A 19843-nucleotide genomic window follows, 5' to 3' on the forward strand; every position below is an offset into this window, starting at 1 on the left:
CCACTAGGGCAGCGACATCGGTAGATCCACGCCATGCGTGGATGGATGAACCGGACGCCGCGATCGGCACGGCAGGAAGGACGTGCGTGCGCTAGAATATGCGCTGGCGGAGCCGGCCAGACAGTCGCGTCATCCCTTCGGGGGTGCCGAGGAAAGTCCGGGCTCCATAGGGCAAGGTGCCAGGTAACGCCTGGGCGGCGCAAGCCGACGGAAAGTGCAACAGAAAGATACCGCCTACGTCTTCTTCGGAAGGCCGGTAAGGGTGAAATGGTGCGGTAAGAGCGCACCGCGAGTCTGGCAACAGACCGGCACGGCAAACCCCACCTGGAGCAAGACCAAATAGGGATCCTTTGGCGCGGCCCGCGTTGGATCCGGGTAGGTTGCTTGAGCGTTGCGGTGACGTAACGCCTAGAGGAATGACTGTCCACGACAGAACCCGGCTTATCGGCCGGCTCCGCCTCTTTCTTCCATCCACGCATGGCGTGGATCTACTGATGCCATGCGTGGGGGATCTACCGGCGCCCATGCGTGGCGTCGGTGCGCCAGCATTACGGGGCCGGCTCCCTTTCCGCAGGAAAGGGAGCCGGCCCCTTTTTGATCAGCGGTACTGCCCAGCGGAAATGAACTGCTCGAACCGTTCGCACCACACCACTACGGTGGTGTAGTCGTCCACGTTGATGCTTTCGGGCACGTCCACCAGGAAGCGGTTGAAGGTCTTTACCTCGCCGATGCGCTGGGCCTGCGCCTTGGTCTTCAGGAAATCGGCCTTGTTGTCGACGAAGTCGCGGACCAGGTAGACCTTGTAATCCGGTCCCGGGCCCATCTTGCCGTCGAAGGCGACCTGGCGCGGGCTGACGCTGACCTTGCCTTCGGCCCAGTGCACCGCGTCGCTGCCCTTGAGGTGGCGACGGAAGGTGGTGTGGTAGCGGGCTTCGGCCATGGCGGCCTGCACCTGTGCGACCGGCGGGTCGTCGGGGGCGATCAGGATCGGCAGCAGGTAGATGCCCAGGCCGAAGCCCAGGCCGAGGGCGAGCAGGTGGGTGGCGGCAAGTACAAGAACACGGCGCATCGATGACTCCCTGTGGATCGGTGGGGCGCGCGGCAGGACCGCGCCGGGTCATCGTGTGGCGTGTGTGCAGACATTTATAGACACAGAAAACAGGTACAGGGTCAGAAATCGACCTGGCTCTGGCCAAGTGCGACGCCCTGTGGGCCGAAGCGGCGCTCGTGGATCTCGCCGTGGCCATCGGCATCGATCAGCAGCACGGTGCTGGCGCGGGTGCCGTAATCGTCGCCGCGGATGAAGGCCGGGCTCAGCCAGCGCTCGCGTTCCAGGCCGATGCCGGTGTCGGGCAGGTCGCTGTCGGCCGGGCGGTGTTCGTCGGCGAGGGCGTTCCAGAGCGGGGTCAGATCCCTTTCCCCTTGGGAAGGGGATCTGACCCCGTCTTCCTGCAGCCACGCGGAAAGCGCAGCCATCAGCCGTCGGGTCTTCGGCCAGGGCGCGTCCAGCGCGCCGTTGGACATGCCATGCACACCCGGGCCCAGGCTCTGGCGCTCGGCGGGGTGGTTGCCCAGGTACTCGAGGCTGTCGCCATCGGCCAGCAGCAGGTTGAAGGGTGCATACGCGCCCGCCACGGTGGCCAGCTGGTCGATATGCACGGCGGCGGGGTCGCGGCCGCGCAGGAAGTCGGCCACCAGTGCACCCCGGGACGGGCCGGTCTGTGCGGCCAGCGGATCACGGACATTGGTGACCACGGCCATGCGGCCGCCGGCGCCGACGCCGGCCCAGCCACCGCCGGAGCGCAGGTCGCGCCCTCCGATGACGGAGGTCTCATCCTGCCAGGGGGCCAGCGCCGCGGTCGGGCGGGCGTGGAACTCATCACGGTTGCCGGTCATCACCAGCCGCCAGCGCGGGTGGTGCATCCAGCCAAGAGCGAGCAGGCACATGGCCTCATTGTGCATCGTTTGCGCAGTCCGGCGGCGTTTCCGGCCGGTTCCGGATGAATGCGCGGGCGATGTTTCACGCCTTGTCCACAGCCCTGAACTTCCGTTCAATCTCAAAAATTGAGACGGATCAGCAACTTGTGGATAAGCCTTGAACAATTCTCTAAAGGTTGTTGCAAGCCATTGATGCGGCTGGCGATTTCCCCGCTGAAAAGTTGTTGACAACCCTTCGGCCGCTGCTAAGGTGGGCATCAGAGGGAAATCCGGGTGTTTTGTGGGTTTTCGTGGTTCAATGTTTCACCGGGCGAAGGATAGGTGCACGCGTCGTGTTCCAGGGCGAGACGGCCATCACAGTTGACGATAAAGGGCGCATGGCGGTTCCCACCGCTTACCGCGACCTCGTCGCGCGCGCCAGCAACAACCGTCTCGTGCTGACCTACAACCCGTTCGAAGCCGGCTGCCTGTGGCTGTATGCAGAGTCGGAATGGGAGCGGGTCCGCGACGACGTCATGTCCAAGCCCAACACCCAGCGCGTCGTGCGCCTGTTGCAGCAGAAGCTGGTCGGCTCGGCCGCCCATCTGGAACTGGACGGCAACGGTCGCATCAGCATCCCCGCCAGCCACCGCGGTGCGGTGGGCATTGAGAAGAAGGCGGTATTGCTCGGTATGGGCGACAAGTTCGAATTGTGGAGCGAGCAGGCGCATCGGGCCCTGATCCAGCAGACGTTGTCTGACGAGGATCTGGGTGATGGGTTGCTCGACCTGAAGTTGTGAGCCGGGGTGCCCGGATGCGCCCAGAAGCGCAGACCGGTCACCTTCCGGTGTCGCAGTCGCCGGCGGTGCACCTGCCGGTCCTGTACACCCAGGTCCTTGAAGGCCTGAGGGTGATCGAAAACGGACGTTATCTGGATGGCACGTTCGGTCGTGGCGGTCATGCACGTGGCGTGCTCACCCAGCTCGGTCCCGAGGGGCGCCTGCTGGTCATGGACAAGGATCCGGAAGCCATCGCCGTTGCCGAGCGCGATTTCGCGCCGGACCCGCGCGTGTCCATCTTCCGTGGCAGCTTCGCCCAGCTGCTGCAGTGGGATGCGACGGCCGAAGGCCTGGACGGCGTGCTGTTCGACCTGGGCGTGTCGTCGCCGCAGCTGGACGTGGCCGAACGTGGCTTCAGCTTCGGCAAGGACGGCCCGCTGGACATGCGCATGGACCCGGACAGCGGTGAAAGCGCCGCGCAGTGGATCAACCGCGTGGAAGAGCGCGAAATTGCCGACGTGCTGTGGACCTATGGCGAAGAACGCCAGAGCCGCCGCATCGCCCGTGCCATCGTGGCCCGCCGTGAGAAGCAGCCCTTCTCCCGCACCGCCGAACTGGCCGAGCTGATCGCCTCGGTGATGCCGCGTGGGAAAGACAAGATCCACCCGGCCACGCGCAGCTTCCAGGCCATCCGCATCCACATCAACCGCGAGCTGGCCGATCTGGAAGCCGGGCTCGATGCGGCCGTGGAACGGCTCAAGCCCGGTGGCCGGCTGGCGGTGATCAGCTTCCATTCGCTGGAAGACCGCATCGTCAAGCAGTACATGAACCGCCTGGCCAAGGCGCCGCCGGCCAACCGCCGCCTGCCTGAGGCGGTGGCGTTCGTGCCGACGCTGGACCTGATCGGCGGTGCCATCAAGGCTACCGACGAGGAACTGGCCGCCAACCCGCGTGCGCGCAGCGCCGTGCTGCGCGTGGCGCAGAAGCGGGAGGCCGACGCATGAGCCGGCTGCTGCTGATCATCCTGCTGGCGTCCACCGTGGCCTCGGCGATCGGCGTCGTGTTCGTGCGTCACCGTCATCGGCAGACGTTCATCGAACTGTCGCGCGCCGAGCGCAAGCGCGATGACATCAACCTGGAATTCGGCCGCCTGCAGCTGGAGCAGGCGACCCTGGCCGAAGCCAACCGTGTCGATCGCATCGCCCGCGAGAAGCTCGGCATGAAGTTCCCCGAGGCCGCCGATATCGTGGTGGTGCGCCCATGAGCAAGGCCGGCCGCAACCGCCCGCGCAATGCCTTCAACCTGCGCCAGCGCCTGCGCTGGGTCGCGCTGGCGCTCGGTCTGTGCTCGGTGTCGCTGGTCGGCCGCGCGGCCTATGTGCAGATCATCAACAGCGACTTCTACCAGCGCCAGGGCGAGGCCCGTTACCTGCGCGAGCTGCCGATCAAGACCTCGCGCGGCATGATCACCGACCGCAACGGCGAGCCGCTGGCGGTATCCACGCCGGTCGCCTCGATCTGGGTCAATCCGCAGGACCTGCTGCGTTCGCCCGAGCGCATCCCGGAGCTGGCCCAGGCGGTCGGCATGTCGGTGGATGAGCTGAGCAGCCGCCTGTCGCAGAAGTCGGACAAGGAATTCATGTACCTGCGCCGCCGGATCAATCCGGACGAGGCAGAGAAGGTGGTCGCGCTGAAGATTCCGGGCGTGGCCGCGCAGCGCGAGTTCCGCCGCTTCTACCCGCAGGGTGAAGCGATGGCGCACGTGCTGGGCTTCACCAACATCGACGACCGCGGCCAGGAAGGCCTGGAGCTGGCGTTCGACGAATGGCTGCGCGGCAAGGCCGGTGCGAAGCGGGTGATCCGCAACCGCAAGGGCGAGACCGTCGAGAGCGATCTGCTGCGCGCCGCTGAGCCGGGCAAGGACCTGACCCTCAGCATCGACCGCCGCATCCAGTACCTGGCGTTCAAGGAACTGCGCAACGCGCTGGTGGCCAACAAGGCAGCGGGCGGTTCGATGGTGATCATGGACGTGACCACCGGCGAGATCCTGGCCATGGTCAACCTGCCGACCTACAACCCGAATTCGCTGACTGGCGCGCTGCCCGATGCGCGCCGCAACCGTGCGGTGACCGACCTGGTCGAGCCGGGTTCGACGATGAAGCCGTTGACCATCGCTACCGCGCTGCAGGCCGGTGCGGTGACCAAGGACACCATCATCGACACCAATCCGGGCTACATGCAGGTGGCCCGCTTCACCATCCGCGACGTGCCGCGCAACAACGGCGTGTTGAACGTGACCGGTGTGATCACCCGCAGTTCCAACATCGGCGCGGCCAAGGTCGCGGCGAAGATGCCGGACCAGGTGTTCTATGACGGTGTGCGCCGATTCGGCTATGGCTCGGTGCCGCACAGCGGCTTCCCGGGTGAATCCGGTGGCGTCGTGCGACGCCCGGCCAACTGGGACGGTGCCACCAAGACCACCATGTCCTACGGCTACGGCCTGAACGTGACGCCGCTGCAGATCGCTACCGCCTATTCGGCGCTGGCCAATGGCGGCAAGCTGATCGCGCCGACTTTCGTCAAAGGCCAGCGCAACGAAGCGCATCAGATCATCGACGAAAACGTCGCCAGGCAGGTCGTGGCGATGATGGAAACCGTGGTCACCCAGGGCGGCGCCAAGCAGGCGGCGGTGCTGGGCTACCGCGTGGCCGGCAAGACCGGTACTGCGCGCAAGGCTGGCCCGGGTGGTTACGAGCGTGGCCATTACAACGCGCTGTTCGCTGGCGTGGTACCGGCCACCAACCCGCGCTTCGCCACCGTCATCGTCATCAACGATCCGCAGGCCGGCAAGTTCTACGGCGGCCTGGTGTCGGCGCCGGTCTACCACAACGTGATGGAAGGCACCCTGCGCCTGATGGACGTGCCACTGGACGACCTGCAGTCGTGGCTGGCCGCACAGCAGTCCGGCAAGGTCGGCCACTCGGCCTCGATCCTGCCTGCGCCGCCGGCCGAGACCGCGCTGCCGGTGGATGCCGCCGCTGAATTCGATGCTGCGCTGCCGAGCGCGCACGCCCAGACGCCGCCCACTACGGGAGGCACGCAATGAGTCCTTCGATGTTGCTTTCGCAGTTGCTTCCGGACGTTGCCCTTGCAGGGCACGACCCCGTTCTGACCGGCCTGGTGCTGGACAGCCGCGCCGTGCGTCCCGGCAATGCCTTCGTCGCCATCGCCGGTTTCGGCGCGCATGGCCTGGGCTTTGTCGAGCAGGCCCGCGCCGCCGGTGCCAGCGTCATCCTGTTTGAACCGCCGGCGCCTGTCGAACTGCCGGCACCGGCCGATGCGATCGCCGTGCCGGGCCTGCGCGCACGCATGGGTGCGATGGCCGACCAGTTCCATGGCGCGCCGTCGCGGGCGATGGCGATGGTCGGTGTCACCGGCACCAACGGCAAGACCTCCACCGTGCAGCTGCTGGCCCAGGCCTGGCACCTGCTCGGTACGCCCAGTGGCAGTATCGGCACGCTGGGCGCCGGACTTTATGGTGCGGTCGAGCCGACCGGCTTCACCACGCCGCTGGTGCTGCAGATGCATGCGCTGCTGGCGCAGCTGCGCGACGCCGGTGCGCGCGCGGTGGCGATGGAAGTCAGCTCGCATGCGCTGGACCAGGGGCGCGTGGATGCCGTGCACTACGACGTGGCGGTGTTCACCAATCTCACCCGCGACCATCTGGACTACCACGGCGACATGGCCAGCTACGGCGCGGCCAAGGCGCGGCTGTTCCACCGTCCGGGCCTGAAGGCCGCGGTGATCAATCTGGACGACGCGTTCGGCCGTCAGCTGTTCGCCGGCCTGCCGGCGGGCGTACAGCCGATCGGCCTGAGCTCGCGCGGTGCCACCGACGCCAGCGTGCGCGCCGAGGCGCTGCAGCTGGATGGCCGTGGCATTGCCTTCGAACTGGTCATCGACGGTCAGCGCGCGGCGGTGCTGTCGCCGCTGCTGGGCCGCTTCAACGTGGACAACCTGCTGGCGGTGGCCGGCACCCTGCACGCGCAGGGCCAGCCGCTGCCGCGCATCGCCGAAGTACTGTCGGCGCTGCAGCCGATCCGTGGCCGCATGAACCGCCTGGGCGGCGAAGGCGGCCTGCCGACCGTGGTGGTCGACTACGCACACACCCCGGACGCGCTGGAACAGGCGCTGGACAGCCTGCATGGCCACCTGCAGGGCACGCTGTTCTGCGTGTTCGGCTGCGGCGGCGAGCGTGATACCGGCAAACGCCCGCAGATGGCGGCCATTGCCGAGCGTCTGGCCAACCAGGTCATCGTCACCGACGACAACCCGCGTGGCGAGGATGGCGACGTGATCGTGGCCGACATCCTGGCCGGCTTCACCGATGCCTCCGCCGTGACCGTGCAGCGCAGCCGCGCGCGTGCGATCGGCCTGGCGGTGAAGCGTGCCGGTGCCGGTGACATCATCCTGATCGCTGGCAAGGGCCACGAGCCGTACCAGGAAGTGAATGGCGTGCGCCATGACTTCGACGACACCGAAGTGGCCGCCGCTGCACTGGCGGCCAAGGCCGGTGTACTAGAGGCGCAGGCCGGGGAGGGCACCGCATGAAGCGCACCCTGCTTTCGCTGATCGCACACTGGGCCGGCGGCGAGATCCACGGCGACGACGTGGCCATCGATGCGGTCAGCAATGACACCCGCAGCCTCGGCCCGGGCAGCCTGTATGTGGCGCTGCGCGGCGAGCGTTTCGACGGCCATGACTTTGCCGCCGACGCGCAGGCGCGCGGTGCCAGTGCGCTGCTGGTCGAGCGCCTGCTGCCGATCGAACTGCCACAGGTGCTGGTGGCCGACAGCGAACTGGCACTGGCGAAGATCGCCACCGGCATGCAGCGCGACCGCGGCACCGAGGTGTTCGCGATCACCGGCAGCAACGGCAAGACCAGCGTGAAGAGCCTGCTGCTGTCGATCCTGCAGCAGGTGGCACAGCACGCCCACAAGGTGGTCTACGCCAACCCGGGCAACCGCAACAACGAGATCGGCCTGCCGCTGGCGGTGATCGATGCGCCGGAAGATGCCGACTACGCCGTCTACGAGATGGGCGCCGGCAAGCCGGGCGATATCGCCTACCTGACCGACATCGCCCGCCCGCGCTATGCGCTGGTCAACAACATTGCCCCGGCGCACCTGGAACGCATGGGCAGCCTGCTCGGCGTGGCGGTGACCAAGGGTGCGATCTATGCCGCGCTGCCGGCCGATGGCGTGGCGGTGATCAATGTGGACGATGCCTACGGCCGCTGGTTCGAACAGCACTTCGTCGGCACCCCGCCGCGTTGCCGCGTGCTGCGCTACGGCCTGGAACATACCGCCGAGGTGACCGCGCGCGACATCCGCGCCGGCGCGCAGGGCAGCCAGTTCACCCTGGTCGCACCGAGCGGCGAAGCCCGCGTGGTGCTCGGCCTGCCCGGTCGCCACAACGTCAGCAATGCGCTGGCCGCCGCCAGCCTGGCGCTGGCCGCCGGTGTCGACCTGGCGCTGATCGCGACCGGCTTGGCCGAAGCGCAACCGGTGCCGGGCCGCCAGATTGCCCATCAGCTGCGCAATGGCACGGTGCTGGTGGACGACAGCTACAACGCCAACCCCGGTTCGCTGGCTGCGGCCATCGACGCCCTGGCCGCCGCGCCGGAAGAGGGCTGGCTGGTGCTGGGCGACATGCGCGAGCTGGGTCCGGACGGCGAGGCGCTGCATGCGCAGGCCGGCATCCGTGCACGCGCCGCCGGCCTGAAGCGGCTGTATGCACTGGGTCCGCTCAGTGCCGCCGCTGCGGCCGCCTTCGGTGAAGGCGGACGCCATTTCGATACCCATGGTGCGCTGTCACAGGCGCTGCAGGACGAGTTGCACGCTGGTGTGCGCTGCCTGGTCAAGGGTTCCCGTGGCAGTGCCATGGACCTGATCGTCAAAGCGCTGCTGGCGCAAGGAGAGGAATCCCCGCATGTTGTATGAACTGGCTCGATGGTTGCAGCAGTTGGAGAGCCTGTTCGGGCTGTTCAACTACCAGACGTTCCGCGCCATCCTTGCCGCGCTGACGGCCCTGTTCCTGTCGCTGTGGCTTGGCCCGGCGATGATCCGCAAGCTTGCCCAGTTCAAGGGCGGCCAGCCGATCCGCAAGGACGGTCCGCAGACCCATTTCTCCAAGGCCGGTACGCCGACCATGGGCGGTTCGCTGATCCTGCTCACCATCACCCTGTCGGTGCTGATGTGGGCCGACCTGCGCAACCGCTACGTGTGGCTGGTGCTGGCGGTGATGCTGTGCTTCGGCGCCATCGGCTGGTATGACGACTGGATCAAGATCGTCCGCCGCGACCCGAACGGCCTGAAGTCGCGCTGGAAATACCTGCTGCAGTCGATCTTCGGCCTGGCTGCTGGCCTGTTCCTGTTCTACACGGCCGACGTGCCGGCGGCGCTGACCTTCTACATCCCGATGTTCAAATCGGTGGCGTTGCCGCTGGCCGGCATCGGCTTCGTGGCCATCGCCTACTTCTGGATCGTCGGCTTCTCCAACGCGGTGAACCTGACCGACGGCCTGGACGGCCTGGCCATCATGCCCACCGTGCTGGTGGCCTGCGCGCTGGGCGTGTTCGCGTATGCCTCGGGCAACGTGGTATTCGCCAACTACCTGCAGATTCCGCAGATTCCGGGCGCCGGCGAGCTGGTCATCATCTGTGCGGCCATCGCCGGTGCGGGCCTCGGCTTCCTGTGGTTCAACACCTATCCGGCCATGGTCTTCATGGGCGACATCGGCGCGCTGGCGCTGGGCGCGGTGCTGGGCACGATCGCGGTGATCACCCGCCAGGAACTGGTGCTCGTGATCATGGGCGGCGTATTCGTCATCGAAACACTGTCGGTGATGATCCAGGTGGCCTCGTTCAAGCTGACCGGCAAGCGCGTGTTCCGCATGGCGCCGATCCACCACCATTTCGAACTGAAGGGCTGGCCCGAGCCGCGTGTGATCGTGCGCTTCTGGATCATCTCCGTCGTGCTCGTGCTGATCGGCCTGGCCACGTTGAAGGTGCGCTGAGATGAACGACCTGTCCCGCCAGGCAACACGCCTTGAAGCCATCGAAGGCAGCTACGACAAGTGGCTGCTGGGCGCGATCATCGCGCTCACCGGCGTGGGCGTGGTGATGGTGGCGTCCAGCTCGATCGCCTTGATGAGCAGTCCGTTCTACTACCTCAACCGCCACCTGATCTTCCTGGCGGTGGGTATCGTGCTGGCGGTCATCGCCGCCCGCACTGAACTGAAGTCCATCGAGCAGTACAACCAGATGCTGCTGCTGGGCTGCTTCGTGCTGCTGCTGGCGGTGTTCGCACCGGGCCTGGGCAGCACGGTCAACGGTGCGCGCCGCTGGATCAACCTGGGCATCTCCAAGTTCCAGACGGTCGAAGCGGTGAAAGTGCTCTACATCGTCTGGCTGTCCAGCTACCTGGTGCGTTTCCGCGACGAGGTCAATGCGACCTGGCCGGCGATGCTCAAGCCGCTGGGCGTGGCCGGGGCGCTGGTGGTGCTGCTGCTGCTGCAGCCGGACTTCGGCTCGTCCACCCTGCTGCTGGCGATCACCGCCGGCATGCTGGTGCTGGGCGGGGTGAACATGCCGCGCATGTCGATGCCGGTGATCATCGGCCTGGTCGGCATGAGCGCACTGGCGATCATCGAGCCGTACCGCATGCGCCGCATCACGTCCTTCCTGGACCCATGGGCCGACCAGCAGGGCGACGGCTACCAGCTGTCCAACGCGCTGATGGCGGTGGGCCGTGGCGAGTGGACCGGCGTCGGCCTGGGCAACTCGGTGCAGAAGCTGTACTACCTGCCCGAAGCGCATACCGACTTCATCTTCTCGGTCACCGCCGAGGAATTCGGCTTCCTGGGCACCTGCGTGATCGTGGCCCTGTACGCGCTGCTGGTCGGCCGGACCTTCTGGCTGGGCATGCGCTGCGTGGAGATGAAGCGGCACTTCTCCGGCTACATCGCCTTCGGCATCGGCCTGTGGATCAGCATGCAGACCTTCGTTTCGATCGGCGTGAACCTGGGCATCCTGCCGACCAAGGGCCTGACCCTGCCGCTGATCTCTTCCGGCGGCTCGTCGGTGCTGATGACCTGCGTGGCGATGGGCCTGCTGCTGCGCGTGTCCTATGAACTCAAGCGCGCCGAGCGCCGCCAGGCCGTGCGCATCGGCGGCACCGAAGACGCCGCTGCCGAGCCGAGCGACGAGCCGGCCGCGCCGGTGGCCGCCAGCGTACCGATGAGCGCCGAGCCGGTGGCTGCCGCTGCAGCGAACGCTGCGCGTGGCACCAGCCGCCTGCAGTCGCGCATCGAACCGACCTTCGGGAGGCTGTCATGAGCACAGCCACCGACAACGTGCGCCCGGTGATGATCCTGGCCGGTGGTACCGGCGGTCACATCTTCCCCGGCCTGGCCGTGGCCCGCGTGCTGCGCGCGCGCGGCGTGCCGGTCACCTGGATGGGCGCCGACGGTGCGATGGAAACCCGTCTGGTGCCGCAGCACGACATTCCGATCGACACGCTGGCCATCACCGGCCTGCGCGGCAAGGGCAAGCTGGCCCTGCTGGGCGCGCCGTGGCGGCTGATGCGCGCGTTGCGCGCGGCCGGCATGATCATCCGAAAGCGCCAGCCGCGTGCGGTGGTGGCCTTCGGTGGATTCGCCTCCGGTCCCGGCGGCATGGCCACGCGCCTGCATGGCCTGCCGCTGATCGTGCATGAGCAGAACCGCGCACCGGGCCTGACCAATCGCATCCTGTCGCGCTATGCACGCCGTCTGCTGACCGGCTTCCCGGGCACCTTCGCCAAGGGCGAGGAGTTTGTCGGCAACCCGGTGCGTGCGGAGATCGCCGCCATCGCACCGCCGGAACAGCGCTTCGCCGACCGCCAGGGTCCGCTGCGCGTGCTGGTGGTGGGCGGCAGCCAGGGGGCACGCGCGCTCAATACCGGCGTGCCGCAGGCCATCGCTGCGCTGGGCGCTACAGTGCCGGTGCAGGTGCGCCACCAGAGCGGCGAGAAGATGCATGCCGAAGCGGTCGAGGCCTATGCCAAGGCCGGCGTGCAGGCGGAGATCACCCCGTTCATCGCCGACATGGCCGAGGCGTTTGCCTGGGCCGATCTGGTCGTATGCCGCTCCGGCGCGTCCACGCTGGCCGAGCTGTGCGCGGTCGGTGTCGGCAGTGTGCTGGTGCCATTCCCCGCTGCCGTCGACGATCACCAGACCCGCAATGCGGAGTACCTGGTCGAGCGCGGCGCGGCGGTTTTGCTGAAGCAGGACGGAACGCTGGCCGACGGCATTGCCGCACTGCTGCGCGATCTGTCCGAAAATCCCGCCCGCCGCATGCAGATGGCGCAAGCCGCGCGTGCCCTGGCCAAGGTCGATGCCGCCGAGCGCATCGCCGATATCATTCTCGAGGAAGCTGTATGAAGAAGGCATGCCACCGCGCCTGCCCTGCGCGAGGCCGCGCATGATCCGCCGCCTGCACGACACCAACGACCTGGTGCGCGCGTTCCCGCGCGTGCATTTCGTCGGCATCGGCGGCACCGGCATGAGCGGTATCGCCGAAGTGATGCTGACGCTGGGCTATGAAGTGTCCGGCTCGGACAACGCCGACAACGTGGCGACCCGCCGCCTGGCCAGCCTGGGTGCGCGCATCATGCGCGGCCACTCGGCGGCCAACGTGCTGGGCACCGACTGCGTGGTGGTCTCCAGCGCCATCCGCGAAGACAACCCGGAACTGATGGAAGCGCGCAGCCAGCGCATTCCGATCATGCCGCGTGCGGCCATGCTGGCCGAGCTGATGCGCTTCCGTCGCGGCATCGCCGTGGCCGGTACGCATGGCAAGACCACCACCACCAGCCTCACCGCTGCGGTGCTGAGCGAAGGTGGCCTGGACCCGACGTTCGTGATTGGTGGCCAGCTGCTGGCCGCCGGCGCCAACGCCAAGCTGGGTGGTGGCCAGTGGCTGGTGGCCGAGGCCGACGAAAGCGATGGCAGCTTCCTGCGCCTGAACCCGCTGATGTCGATCATCACCAACATCGATGCCGATCATCTGGAGAACTACGGCAACGACTTTGCCCGCGTGCAGGCAGCGTTCGCCGAGTTCCTGCAGCGCCTGCCGTTCTATGGCCTGGCGGTGCTGTGCATCGACGACCCGGAAGTGGCTGCGCTGGCCGCCAGGACCCCGCGCCACGTGATGAGCTACGGCATGAGCCCGCAGGCCGACGTGCGCGCCGAGAACGTGGTGCAGGAAGGGTCGCGCATGCGCTTCACCCTGCGCCTGCCGCAGGGCACCAGCCAGGAAGTGGTACTGGCACTGCCGGGCAGGCACAACGTACTCAACGCACTGGCCGCCGCCGCAGTGGGCTGGCAGCTGGGCGTGGCCCCGGACGCCATCGCGCGTGCACTGGAAGGCTTCGCCGGTGTCGGCCGTCGCTTCAACGATCTGGGCGAAGTGACCACCGCCAGTGGCGCCAAGGTGCGCATCATCGATGACTACGGTCATCACCCGAGCGAGCTGGAAGCCGTGTTCGCCGCCGCCCGTGGTGGCTGGGCCGACAAGCGCCTGGTGGTGGCCTTCCAGCCGCACCGCTACAGCCGAACCCGCGACCAGTTCGACAAGTTCGCCGCAGTGCTGTCCAGCGTCGATGCGCTGGTGCTGAGCGAGGTCTACCCGGCTGGCGAGGAACCGATTGCCGGTGCCGACTCGCATGCGCTGGCCCGCGCCATCCGCGCGCGCGGCCGCAGCGAACCGGTGGTGGTTGGCAAGGCCGCCGAGCTGGCCAGCGTGCTGCCGGACGTGCTGCAGGACGGTGACCTGCTGCTGATGATGGGGGCGGGCGACATCGGCGCCGTGGCTACCCACATCGCGGTGGAAGGCTTCAAGGGGGAGGGCGAGGCGTGAGCGCGCTGACCTTCCCGCCGCTGCGCGTGACCGACCCGGCTGTATTCGGCCGCGTCGCCGTGCTGCTCGGTGGCACTTCCAGCGAACGCGAGGTGTCGCTGGATTCCGGCCGCAACGTACTGGAAGCACTGCAGTCGCGCGGTGTCGATGCGTTCACCGTGGACGGCATTCCGGCGCTGGCCAAGGCGCTGGCTGCCGGCGGCATCGACCGTGTGTTCAACATCCTGCACGGCCACAACGGTGGTGGTGAGGACGGCATCGTGCAGGGCCTGATGGACGCCTTCGGCGTGCCGTACACCGGCTCGAACGTGCTGGGCTCTGCGCTGAGCATGGACAAGATCCGTACCAAGCAGGTGTGGTTGTCGCTGGGCCTGCCGACCCCGCAATACCGCAAGGTCGACGCATCGAACGTGCATGCGCTGGCGGCCGAGCTGGGCCTGCCGGTGGTGGTGAAGCCGGCCAACGAAGGCTCCAGCGTGGGCATCAGCCGGGTCACCGACGACGCCGGCCTGGATGAGGCCGTGGCCCTGGCTGCGCGCTACGACGGCCAGCTGCTGATGGAGCAGATGGTGGTCGGCGACGAACTGACCGTGGCCATTCTCGGCGACGTCGCGCTGCCGTCGATCCGCATCGTGCCCAAGGGCCAGTGGTACGACTACAACGCCAAGTACATCGCCGAGGACACCCAGTACCTGTGCCCGGGCCTGGACGGTGGCGACGAAGAGGAAATCCGCCGCATCGCGCTGGCCGCGTTCCGCGCTGCTGGCTGCCGTGGTTGGGGCCGCGTGGACGTGATGCGCGACCGCAGCAGCGGCCGCTTCTTCCTGCTGGAAGTGAATACCGCGCCGGGCATGACCAGCCATTCGCTGGTGCCCAAGGCCGCAGGCCAGGCCGGCATCAGCTTCGAAGAGCTGGTGTGGCGCGTGCTGGAACAGACCCTGGAGGCCTCGCACGCATGAACGCGGTGCTGCGCATCTTCGTCTGGCTGTTGGCGCTGTCGGTGGTTGCACTGCCGGTGGTGGCCGTGGTCAATGGCTGGGTCGGCGCCGAGCGCTGGCCGCTGGCGAAGCTGCGCGTGCATGGCGAGTTCAAGCGGGTACCGGCCGAACAGCTGCAGCAGGTGCTGCTGCCGTATGCGCGCGCCGGGTTCTTCGCGGTCAAGCTGCAGGATGCCCAGGACGCACTGGAAAAGCTGCCGTGGGTGGAAAGCGCACGGGTACGCAAGCAGTGGCCGGATGTGCTGGAAGTAACCCTGGTCGAGCACAAGCCGTTCGCGCGCTGGGGCAACGACCGCCTGGTTTCCGAGCAGGGCAAGCTGTTCCCCACGCCGAAGAAGCTGGCCGACCTTGCGCTGCCCGAACTGGATGGCCCGGACAGCCAGACCGAGGAAGTGATGAAGCTGTACAGCGACTCGCGTGCATTGTTCGCACCGGCCGGCGTCGATGTGCGCCGGGTGACGATGGATGCACGCGGCAGCTGGTCGCTGGTGCTGAGCAACGGCACCGAAGTGGTGGTCGGCCGCGACGACGCGCGCTCGCGCATGCAGCGCTTCGTCAAGGTACTGCCGCAGCTCAACCGTCAGGACGCGCCGATCGAGCGCGCCGACCTCCGTTACACCAATGGTTTCACGCTGAGCTGGGGTACCCCGGCCACGCCGGCGAAAGCGCCGGCGACCCCGGCCAGAAGCACGCAGGAAAGGACATGAATCGCAAGGGTGACAAATCGCTGATCGTTGGCCTGGACATCGGCACCTCCAAGGTGGTGGCGCTGGTGGGCGAGTATTCGCCGGGCAACCCGATCGAAGTGATCGGCATCGGCTCGCACGAGTCGCGCGGTTTGAAGCGCGGCGTGGTGGTGGACATCGAATCGACCGTGCAGTCGATCCAGCGCGCGGTGGAAGAAGCCGAGCTGATGGCCGGCTGCGAGATCCGCTCGGTGTACGCCTCGATCTCCGGCAACCACGTGCAGTGCAAGAACTCGCCGGGCATCGTGCCGATCCGCGACGGGGAAGTGACCTGGGGCGACCTGGATCGCGTGCTCGATGCGGCCAAGGCGGTGGCGATTCCGGCCGACCAGAAGATCCTGCACGCGATCCCGCGCGAGTACGTGCTGGACGATTCGCAGGAAGGCATCCGCAATCCGGTCGGCATGACCGGCGTGCGCCTGGAGGTGCATGCGCACCTGGTGGTGTGCGCGCAGTCAGCCGCGGCCAACATCAGCAAGTGCGTGCAGCGCTGCGGCCTGCAGGTGGATGACCTGGTGCTGTCCTCGCTGGCCTCCAGCGTTGCGGTGCTGACCGCCGACGAACGCGAGCTGGGCGTGGTGCTGGTCGACATGGGCGCCGGCACCACCGACATCGCGGTGTTCGTGCAGGGCGCGATCTGCCACACGGCTTCGCTGCCGATCGCCGGCGACCACGTCACCAATGACATCGCGCACATGCTGCGCACGCCCACCCCGGAAGCCGAGCAGATCAAGGTGCGCTACGCCTGCGCCCTGGCCCAGCTGGCCACTGCCGAGGAAAGCATCCAGGTGCCGTCGGTGGGCGACCGCCCGCCGCGCCGCATGCCGCGCCATTCGCTGGCGCAGGCGGTGCAGGGCCGTTACGAGGAAATCTTCGAGATGGTGCAGGCCGAACTGCGCCGCTCCGGCTTCGAGGAACTGGTGCGCGCCGGCATGGTGCTGACCGGTGGTGCCTCGAAGATGGAAGGCGTAGTCGAGCTGGCCGAGGAAATGCTGCAGATGCCGGTGCGCGTGGGCATCCCGCAGCACGTTACCGGCCTGGGCGAAGTGGTGGGCAACCCGGTGCATGCCACCGGCGTGGGCCTGCTGCTGATGGGCAGCCAGATCGAGCACCCGCGCCGGCCGTCGCTACCGACCGGGCGCGCCGGAAGCATGTTCAAGAAACTCAAGACCTGGTTCCGCGGCGAGTTCTGACGCGGAACCCGTAACACCGGGGTCACCCCGGCGCAGCACCTGCAGTACCCGCATCACAACGCAGCAACGCAATACACAACCCACACAGCCGCAACGGCAACATGACACGCGAAGGCAGGAGGCCCGACCGTCCATGCCACCGACAAGCGGATACAACGAGGACACGGACATGGCGCATTTTGAACTGATCGAAAAGATGGCACCCAATGCGGTGATCAAGGTGGTTGGCGTGGGCGGCGGCGGCGGCAATGCCGTGGCGCACATGGTCAACTCGGCGGTGGACGGCGTGGAATTCATCACCGCCAACACCGACTCGCAGGCCATCAAGAATTGCGGTGCCAAGCTGCAGCTGCAGCTGGGTACCAACGTGACCAAGGGCCTGGGCGCAGGCGCGAACCCGGAAGTCGGCCGCCAGGCCGCGCTGGAAGACCGTGAGCGCATCATGGACGCCCTGCAGGGCGCGGACATGGTGTTCATCACCGCCGGCATGGGCGGCGGCACCGGCACCGGCGCTGCACCGGTGGTGGCGCAGCTGGCCAAGGAGATGGGCATCCTGACCGTGGCCGTGGTCACCAAGCCGTTCCCGTTCGAAGGCCGTCGCCGCATGCAGGTGGCGCTGAAGGGCATCGAGGAACTGAGCCAGCACTGCGACTCGCTGATCACCATCCCGAACGAGAAGCTGATCACCGTGCTGGGCCGCAACGCGACCATGATCCAGGCATTCCGCGCCGCCAACGACGTGCTGCAGGGCGCCGTGCAGGGCATCGCCGACCTGATCGTGCGTCCGGGCCTGATCAACGTCGACTTCGCCGACGTGCGCACCGTCATGTCCGAAATGGGCCTGGCGATGATGGGTACCGGCACTGCCCGTGGCGATGACCGCGCCCAGGCCGCTGCCGAATCGGCCATCCAGAACCCGCTGCTGGACGACGTGAACCTGGCCGGTGCCAACGGCATCCTGGTCAACATCACCGCCGGTGCGGACTTCACCATGGCCGAGTTCGACGAGATCGGCCGCACCATCGACGGCTTCGCTTCGGAAGACGCCACCGTGGTGGTCGGCACCGTGCTCGACCCGGACATGCAGGACGAAGTGCGCGTGACCGTGGTGGCCACCGGCCTGAACCGCGTGTCGGCCAGCAAGGCCCAGCGTCCGGGCGAGCGTGCGCCGATCAAGCTGGTCCGCAACGCCACCACCGGCCAGCCGGAGTTCGGCGACTTCGACAACGGCGGCGACGCCGTGTCCAAGGCCGTCGGCGGCATGGGCCTGGGCCTGCGTCGCGCCAGCAGCGATACCGCGGCGGCTTCGGCCCCGTCGGCGCCGTCCTCTTCGGCCCCGGCCGCGGCAGAACTGCCGAACGATTACCTGGACATCCCGGCGTTCCTGCGCCGCCAGGCGGACTGAGCGGGCCGGCCCGGGGTTGTCCTCCCCGGGTTGCGCCACCATGTCCTGAAAACGCGGGCGCCGGGCCAGGATGGGCCCGGCCGCCCTGCTTCATGTGCGTCCCATTGGCGCGCCGGTGTGTCCTGCCTGCCTTTCAGCCGGGGTAGGGGACCGTGCGTGTTAATCTAATGTGTCACTTCCGGTCCATCCCCCATGATCCAGCAACGCACCCTCAAGAACACGATCCGCGCCACCGGCGTTGGCCTGCACAGCGGCGACAAGGTCTACATGACCCTGCGCCCGGCACCGGTCAACCATGGCATCGTGTTCCGCCGCGTGGACCTGGACCCGGTGGTGGAAGTGCCGGCCAAGGCCGAGCTGGTCACCGAAGTGACCCTGTGCACCGGCCTGACCTGCAACGACGCCAAGATCCAGACCGTCGAACATCTGATGTCGGCGCTGGCCGGCCTGGGCGTGGACAACATCATTGTCGAACTGTCCTCGGCCGAGCTGCCGATCATGGACGGTTCGGCCGGCCCGTTCGTGTTCCTGCTGCAGTCGGCGGGCATCGTGGAACAGGATGCGCCCAAGCGCTTCATCCGCGTGCTGAAGACCGTGGAAGTGACCGAAGGCGACAAGGTGGCCCGCTTCAGCCCGTACGAGGGCTACAAGCTGGGCTTCACCATCCAGTTCGACCACCCGATGATTCCGGCCAAGCAGTCGCGCCAGGAAATCGAGTTCTCGACGCTGGCCTACACCAAGGAAATCTCCCGCGCGCGCACCTTCGGTTTCATGCGCGACCTGGAATACATGCGCGAGCGCAACCTGGGCCTTGGCGGTTCGATGGACAACGCCATCGTGCTGGACGAGTTCCGCGTGCTCAACGAAGACGGCCTGCGCTATGCCGACGAATTCGTGCGCCACAAGATCCTCGATGCGATCGGCGACCTCTACCTGGCCGGTGGCCAGGTGCTGGGTGCCTACGAAGGCTTCAAGTCCGGTCACGCCCTCAACAACAAGCTGGTGCGGGCGCTGATGGCCGACGCCACTGCCTGGGAATGGGTCAGTTTCGACTCGCCGGCGACGCCGGATCCGGTCGAATATGCCACTCCGGCCTACGCCTGATTTCTGTAGGCTGTTGAATTTAAAGACAAAAACGCCGCCTTCCAGGGCGGCGTTGTCGTTTCAGGCGTGTTCGGCGCATTCAGCATGCTTGATACGCGTCAAGGCCGGTTCGAGGTCACGGTTTTGTGAACCTGTTGGATCGGAAGCCTGAATTTAACGCAGTTTTAACAACAATCTAACGACAGGCCCCCGGATGGCAGCTAGGATGCGACCCGGCCCCCGAAATGTTTCACGCCGTGGTGACACGTGCGACGGGGAGCGGAGCCGGATGCTCCGTTGTCGTCAGGACCGCTTCTTCGGCTTCGAAGGAACGTCCTGCAGGCAAGCCAAGGCGTCGCGTAGCCCTTTGTGCGTGGCGGCTGAAACTGCGTGGGGTCCATTCCGGTTGTCGAGCGCTGGGGAGCGCGTGGGAGTGGGAGACGCAGTCTTGATGGTCACCCTGGTGGCCTTCAGCCCGATGGAACGGGCCGCGTCGAGCAACTGGGCTTCGGCAAGCCGCAACTTGGCATGCCAGACCGGGGACTCGACGAGAAAAACGAGGTGTTCCCCGTCCACATTGGCCAGCCGGCAACGGCTGCGCAGAGGTGGCGGCAACTGGGGGCGCAACTGACGGTCCAGCGCGTCGAGCCACAAGGCACGCCGCAGCGGGTTCCCGCTTTTGTCCGCCATCACCGCATCCAGCGCCGGCTTCGGCACTGACGCGGGGCGAACGCTGGATTTCGGCTCAGACATGAAAACTCAC

17 protein-coding genes, 1 other RNA gene and 1 pseudogene are annotated in these 19843 nt (G+C 67.2%); 16 read left to right on the plus strand and 3 right to left on the minus strand.

The window, feature by feature from the left end; translation table 11 throughout:
• Positions 1 to 108: 108 nt before the first annotated feature.
• Positions 109 to 460, plus strand: an RNA gene (gene rnpB / locus AC5P7E_RS17255) — RNase P RNA component class A.
• 138 nt (positions 461 to 598) lie between these two features.
• Here rnpB and AC5P7E_RS17260 read toward each other — a convergent pair.
• Both AC5P7E_RS17260 and AC5P7E_RS17265 read right to left on the minus strand, forming a co-directional pair.
• Entirely contained in the window at positions 599 to 1069 is a 471-nt protein-coding gene (locus AC5P7E_RS17260; protein WP_049397418.1) for a DM13 domain-containing protein, read from the minus strand.
• Between the two features lie 101 nt (positions 1070 to 1170).
• Positions 1171 to 1947, minus strand: coding sequence for an NRDE family protein (locus AC5P7E_RS17265; RefSeq protein ID WP_065183610.1), 777 nt, complete (start codon positions 1945 to 1947; stop codon positions 1171 to 1173).
• A gap of 323 nt (positions 1948 to 2270) precedes the next feature.
• Here AC5P7E_RS17265 and mraZ point away from each other — a divergent pair, with 323 nt between their 5' ends.
• The 15 genes and pseudogenes from mraZ to lpxC all read left to right on the plus strand — a co-directional run bounded on the left by mraZ (position 2271) and on the right by lpxC (position 19101).
• A complete protein-coding gene (mraZ, locus tag AC5P7E_RS17270) occupies positions 2271 to 2717 on the plus strand; it encodes a division/cell wall cluster transcriptional repressor MraZ (protein WP_004143635.1) in 447 nt (148 codons plus the stop codon).
• A gap of 14 nt (positions 2718 to 2731) precedes the next feature.
• Positions 2732 to 3700 (plus strand): 16S rRNA (cytosine(1402)-N(4))-methyltransferase RsmH, encoded by a 969-nt coding sequence (gene rsmH, locus AC5P7E_RS17275; protein WP_012479154.1) that lies wholly within the window; start codon positions 2732 to 2734, stop codon positions 3698 to 3700.
• Positions 3697 to 3960, plus strand: coding sequence for a cell division protein FtsL (ftsL, locus tag AC5P7E_RS17280; RefSeq protein ID WP_005412242.1), 264 nt, complete (start codon positions 3697 to 3699; stop codon positions 3958 to 3960). The genes rsmH and ftsL overlap by 4 nt, the downstream gene beginning before the upstream one ends.
• Positions 3957 to 5801: a peptidoglycan D,D-transpeptidase FtsI family protein gene (locus AC5P7E_RS17285; RefSeq protein WP_114619026.1), complete on the plus strand. Its 1845-nt coding sequence runs from the start codon at positions 3957 to 3959 to the stop codon at positions 5799 to 5801. The genes ftsL and AC5P7E_RS17285 overlap by 4 nt, the downstream gene beginning before the upstream one ends.
• Positions 5798 to 7306 carry a UDP-N-acetylmuramoyl-L-alanyl-D-glutamate--2,6-diaminopimelate ligase gene (locus AC5P7E_RS17290; RefSeq protein ID WP_150359471.1) on the plus strand — a complete coding sequence of 503 codons (1509 nt, stop codon included), beginning with the start codon at positions 5798 to 5800 and terminating at the stop codon, positions 7304 to 7306. Before AC5P7E_RS17285 ends, AC5P7E_RS17290 begins: the two co-directional genes overlap by 4 nt.
• On the plus strand, positions 7303 to 8697 hold the full coding sequence (locus AC5P7E_RS17295) for a UDP-N-acetylmuramoyl-tripeptide--D-alanyl-D-alanine ligase (protein WP_005412245.1): 1395 nt from the start codon (positions 7303 to 7305) through the stop codon (positions 8695 to 8697). The genes AC5P7E_RS17290 and AC5P7E_RS17295 overlap by 4 nt, the downstream gene beginning before the upstream one ends.
• On the plus strand, positions 8687 to 9772 hold the full coding sequence (gene mraY, locus AC5P7E_RS17300; RefSeq protein WP_004154219.1) for a phospho-N-acetylmuramoyl-pentapeptide-transferase: 1086 nt from the start codon (positions 8687 to 8689) through the stop codon (positions 9770 to 9772). The genes AC5P7E_RS17295 and mraY overlap by 11 nt, the downstream gene beginning before the upstream one ends.
• A 1-nt stretch (position 9773) precedes the next feature.
• Positions 9774 to 11093 (plus strand): putative lipid II flippase FtsW, encoded by a 1320-nt coding sequence (gene ftsW, locus AC5P7E_RS17305; RefSeq protein WP_005408078.1) that lies wholly within the window; start codon positions 9774 to 9776, stop codon positions 11091 to 11093.
• Positions 11090 to 12178 carry an undecaprenyldiphospho-muramoylpentapeptide beta-N-acetylglucosaminyltransferase gene (gene murG, locus AC5P7E_RS17310; RefSeq protein WP_005412247.1) on the plus strand — a complete coding sequence of 363 codons (1089 nt, stop codon included), beginning with the start codon at positions 11090 to 11092 and terminating at the stop codon, positions 12176 to 12178. The genes ftsW and murG overlap by 4 nt, the downstream gene beginning before the upstream one ends.
• Before the next feature lie 40 nt (positions 12179 to 12218).
• A complete protein-coding gene (gene murC, locus AC5P7E_RS17315) occupies positions 12219 to 13655 on the plus strand; it encodes a UDP-N-acetylmuramate--L-alanine ligase (RefSeq protein WP_005408080.1) in 1437 nt (478 codons plus the stop codon).
• A complete protein-coding gene (locus AC5P7E_RS17320; RefSeq protein WP_005408081.1) occupies positions 13652 to 14614 on the plus strand; it encodes a D-alanine--D-alanine ligase in 963 nt (320 codons plus the stop codon). The genes murC and AC5P7E_RS17320 overlap by 4 nt, the downstream gene beginning before the upstream one ends.
• Positions 14611 to 15288 (plus strand): annotated as a pseudogene (locus tag AC5P7E_RS17325) (cell division protein FtsQ/DivIB); the annotation flags it as partial. The gene AC5P7E_RS17320 and the pseudogene AC5P7E_RS17325, both read left to right, overlap by 4 nt.
• Positions 15289 to 15356: 68 nt before the next feature.
• Complete coding sequence (ftsA, locus tag AC5P7E_RS17330) at positions 15357 to 16592, plus strand: cell division protein FtsA (protein ID WP_005408083.1); 1236 nt, start codon at positions 15357 to 15359, stop codon at positions 16590 to 16592.
• 169 nt (positions 16593 to 16761) lie between these two features.
• Entirely contained in the window at positions 16762 to 17997 is a 1236-nt protein-coding gene (gene ftsZ, locus AC5P7E_RS17335) for a cell division protein FtsZ (protein ID WP_005408084.1), read from the plus strand.
• 192 nt (positions 17998 to 18189) lie between these two features.
• Positions 18190 to 19101, plus strand: a complete 912-nt coding sequence (lpxC, locus tag AC5P7E_RS17340) for a UDP-3-O-acyl-N-acetylglucosamine deacetylase (RefSeq protein WP_005408085.1) — start codon at positions 18190 to 18192, stop codon at positions 19099 to 19101.
• Between the two features lie 282 nt (positions 19102 to 19383).
• Here lpxC and AC5P7E_RS17345 read toward each other — a convergent pair whose 3' ends face one another.
• Positions 19384 to 19833 carry a DciA family protein gene (locus AC5P7E_RS17345; RefSeq protein ID WP_005408086.1) on the minus strand — a complete coding sequence of 150 codons (450 nt, stop codon included), beginning with the start codon at positions 19831 to 19833 and terminating at the stop codon, positions 19384 to 19386.
• Positions 19834 to 19843: the final 10 nt, after the last annotated feature.

It is taken from the genome of Stenotrophomonas sp. YJH_SMC_25 (genome assembly GCF_059369595.1).

Coding starts and splice junctions, on each gene's coding strand:
- AC5P7E_RS17260 (WP_049397418.1), bottom strand. CDS start 1,069: ATGCGCCGTGTTCTTGTACTTGCCGCCACCCACCTGCTCGCCCTCGGC.
- AC5P7E_RS17265 (WP_065183610.1), bottom strand. CDS start 1,947: ATGTGCCTGCTCGCTCTTGGCTGGATGCACCACCCGCGCTGGCGGCTG.
- rsmH (WP_012479154.1), top strand. CDS start 2,732: ATGCGCCCAGAAGCGCAGACCGGTCACCTTCCGGTGTCGCAGTCGCCG.
- ftsL (WP_005412242.1), top strand. CDS start 3,697: ATGAGCCGGCTGCTGCTGATCATCCTGCTGGCGTCCACCGTGGCCTCG.
- AC5P7E_RS17285 (WP_114619026.1), top strand. CDS start 3,957: ATGAGCAAGGCCGGCCGCAACCGCCCGCGCAATGCCTTCAACCTGCGC.
- AC5P7E_RS17290 (WP_150359471.1), top strand. CDS start 5,798: ATGAGTCCTTCGATGTTGCTTTCGCAGTTGCTTCCGGACGTTGCCCTT.
- AC5P7E_RS17295 (WP_005412245.1), top strand. CDS start 7,303: ATGAAGCGCACCCTGCTTTCGCTGATCGCACACTGGGCCGGCGGCGAG.
- mraY (WP_004154219.1), top strand. CDS start 8,687: ATGTTGTATGAACTGGCTCGATGGTTGCAGCAGTTGGAGAGCCTGTTC.
- ftsW (WP_005408078.1), top strand. CDS start 9,774: ATGAACGACCTGTCCCGCCAGGCAACACGCCTTGAAGCCATCGAAGGC.
- murG (WP_005412247.1), top strand. CDS start 11,090: ATGAGCACAGCCACCGACAACGTGCGCCCGGTGATGATCCTGGCCGGT.
- murC (WP_005408080.1), top strand. CDS start 12,219: ATGATCCGCCGCCTGCACGACACCAACGACCTGGTGCGCGCGTTCCCG.
- ftsA (WP_005408083.1), top strand. CDS start 15,357: ATGAATCGCAAGGGTGACAAATCGCTGATCGTTGGCCTGGACATCGGC.
- ftsZ (WP_005408084.1), top strand. CDS start 16,762: ATGGCGCATTTTGAACTGATCGAAAAGATGGCACCCAATGCGGTGATC.
- lpxC (WP_005408085.1), top strand. CDS start 18,190: ATGATCCAGCAACGCACCCTCAAGAACACGATCCGCGCCACCGGCGTT.
- AC5P7E_RS17345 (WP_005408086.1), bottom strand. CDS start 19,833: ATGTCTGAGCCGAAATCCAGCGTTCGCCCCGCGTCAGTGCCGAAGCCG.